The 3,078-nt window shown below is 42.8% G+C and carries 3 protein-coding genes; all 3 read left to right on the top strand.

Annotated features, from left to right (window positions below; all coding sequences use genetic code 11):
* Positions 1–200 precede the first annotated feature (200 nt).
* Positions 201–782, top strand: a complete 582-nt coding sequence (locus QZZ41_RS00335) for a sigma-70 family RNA polymerase sigma factor (RefSeq protein ID WP_295066607.1) — start codon at positions 201–203, stop codon at positions 780–782.
* Complete coding sequence (locus QZZ41_RS00330) at positions 779–2,032, top strand: hypothetical protein (protein ID WP_295066605.1); 1,254 nt, start codon at positions 779–781, stop codon at positions 2,030–2,032. The genes QZZ41_RS00335 and QZZ41_RS00330 overlap by 4 nt, the downstream gene beginning before the upstream one ends.
* A gap of 274 nt (positions 2,033–2,306) precedes the next feature.
* The coding region (locus QZZ41_RS00325; RefSeq protein ID WP_295066603.1) for an ABC transporter substrate-binding protein at positions 2,307–3,078 on the top strand (772 nt) is incomplete at its 3' end.

The raw sequence follows: 3,078 nt of genomic DNA, 5'->3' as shown, positions 1-3,078 counted from the left end.
AGAGAAGGCGCACGATCGTGCGCCTTTTTTATGTTTGCATCAGATCAATATGCGGACGGTCAATGTTCGTCCCTACAGGATTGATTTATTTTTATTTATGTGGTAGAATATTTTTTGTTGCACTTTGTCTTTTCACTTTGAGTATATATTATGAAAGCGGAAATGCGCATAACTACTTTTCACATAAAGGGGGATCTGCCATGACAGATAAGGATTATCAAAAACTATTCAAAAAATCTCCGCAGGAAGCTCAGAACACGCTGTTCGACGAGTATTTCAACTACGTTTATACTATCGTTTTCAACAAGCTGAGAAGCTGCGCGACAAAGGAAGATATCGAAGAATGTGTCAGCGATGTTTTCGCGGATATATTCACTTACTTCGCTAAAAACTCAGGACAGAACGAAAGTATAAAAGGCTTCATAAGCACAGTTGCAATAAGGAAATCCATAAATATGTTCCACAGCCTTACATCTAAAAGCGGCAGGACTGTCTCGCTGGAAGAGGGTGATGCGGATAATGTCCGCGATGATACCGATATTGCCAATAATGCCGAACGTTCGGAGCTTCGCAGGACTCTCCTGCGGTTGGTGGATGAGCTTGGAGAACCCGATTCAACTATCATTATACAGAAATACTACTACGGCTTGAACTCAAAGGAAATCGCAGAAACTGTTTCCCTTGAACCTGCCGCTGTCAGGGTAAGATGCTCAAGAGCCATAAGACGGCTTAAAGATAAGCTGACTGAACTCGATATATCTTTGAAGGAGGCAGAATTATGAAAGACAACAACAAAGAAGTGGATTTCGGTATCATCGAAAATGCCGAACTCAGCGAATTAGAGTCTCTTTCCGAAAAAGTCGCTCCTGTAAGCAGCGATGACAAGAAAAAAATACTGGAAATGAGCAAAAGAAAGTTCAATATAAGAAATAATGACATTACTGACCATAACGAGGATACCGTAAGCGGTTCTGAGCCTTATCGTCCGCGTACCATGTGGAAGATATTTGCTTCCGTTGCAGCTTGTGCAGTTATTGTAGGCGGTATCGCAGGCGGTGCAGCTCTTTTGCACAGAAACGGCGGTATCAACGGTTCTGATGTAGAATCAACTACTGTTACCGAAGAACCGACTTCTCTGCCAGGTGATGTCATCGAACAGCATGAAGTTTTCTTCCGCAAGGGTGACAGTCCCGAAAGTCCTGTTGTACTAACGGGAAAGAGTATTAAAAAGGCTTCAATGAGTTATATGCCCGACGCAAACGGTGACGGACAATATGTGATCAACGGTGAGCTTGACCAAGAGGGAGCTGATATATTCTCTCAGGTCACCGCCGAACTTGCAGGCACAGGTACTCCCATATCCATATGGGTAGACGGTGAATGTGTTTCTGCACCTACAGTCAACAGCTCTATACTTAACGGTAGATTCATGATAACAGGCAACTTTGATGCTGAAACTGCCCAGGCTCTTGCTGACAAGCTCTCAAACTGCAATACCGCTTACGGTGAGACTGCTGACGGCTTGAAATACGGCGATGCTCACGCAGATCTTATCGGTCAGTGCATGGACGAATTCATCGACAATGCCGATGACAACATAACTGACGCTTTTTATTGCGAATACGACATCAACGGCGATAATATTCCCGAGCTGTTTATACAGTACCACACAGACGATCCCGAGTCTCCATTTCCAAATGTTTCCGAACTTTATTCATTACAAAACGGAAAATATCAAAAACTGGAAATCAGTTCAAAGCTTATACAGACACACTTCAATAATAAGGACGGTATCATCATATCGCAATGTCTTGAAGATTTTGACAAACATCAGATATACAAGCTGAACGATGACGGCAGTATTACTCTTTTATACGAATTCAAAATGGTTGTCGAAGATCAAAATATCAGCTATTCCATCAACGGTGAAAAATGCTCGGAAGAAGAATGGAACAAAAAGTTCAATGAAATCGTAACTGATGACGTTGAATACCTCGATGAGCTTACAAAGGAATTCTATCAAAAATATTAATAAGTGCGAACTGCCAGTATAACGCAAGGCTCTCAGTTTTTACTGAGAGCCTTTTGCTGTTCGGCTATAGGTATTGCCTATAGAAAACAATAGTCCATTTGTATTGGACAAATTCCTATAGGTATGATATGATTAGTATGCAAACAAAAACAAGGAGTGAAAAGAACATGAAAAATTACAGAACTATCACCAATTCGGAGCGAATGCGATGTTGCTGATGTATTCGTGTATAAAATAAGTTTGATTTGAATTTAAGATTTGAAAGGTGATAAATATGAATAAGTTTAAGATCGTTTCCGCACTTGCAGCTCTTTCCTTACTTACAGGCTGCGGTGCATTCAATAACAACTCTCAGAGCTCTGAGACAAACACAGAGGCAAAGACAGCTGTTCAGCCTGATGCATCAGCTGCCGAAGAAACAAAGGACTGCTGCGGCGACAGTGCAGAGGCAGTTCTCGGAAAGCCCGAAAAGACCGACATCAACATCGGCTACCTCAACTCTACAGCTCATCTGCTCGCATTCGTTGCACAGGAGGAGGGCTACTTCAAGGAAGAGGGACTTAAAGTTACACTTACACAGTTCTCCAGTGCTGCTGAGCTGGTAAACGGACTTGAGTCCGACAAGCTTGACGTTGCATTCATCGGTTCAGTTCCTACACTTACATTCCAGAGTCAGGGACATGACGTTTCAATATTCGGCGGTGCAATGACAAACGGTCACGGCTATGTTATCAAGTCACAGTTCGCTGACAAGGACGAACTTGGCGTAGAAGTATTAAAGGGCAGAAATGTTGCTTCCGTAAAGAACAGCGTTCAGGACGCAGAGCTCCAGATACTTCTGAAGAATGCACATATTGAGATAGGCGAGGGCAAGGACAAGGTAAATATCGTTTACTTTGACAGCCAGAAGGACGCTTATGCAGCTCTTCTCAACAAGAATATCGACGCAGCTTCGGCATATTCGCCATACACTTCACTTGCAAAGTCACAGGGCTACAAGGTAGTTTACTACTGCGCACATGAAAAGGCACTGGAGAACCAGCCAT

The organism is Ruminococcus sp., assembly GCF_016283395.1.
This window is presented reverse-complemented; position numbering and strand designations above follow the sequence as displayed.

What these genes read in the sequence shown, in the direction of transcription:
- QZZ41_RS00335 (WP_295066607.1), top strand. Translation starts at nt 201, where the DNA reads ATGACAGATAAGGATTATCAAAAACTATTCAAAAAATCTCCGCAGGAA.
- QZZ41_RS00330 (WP_295066605.1), top strand. Translation starts at nt 779, where the DNA reads ATGAAAGACAACAACAAAGAAGTGGATTTCGGTATCATCGAAAATGCC.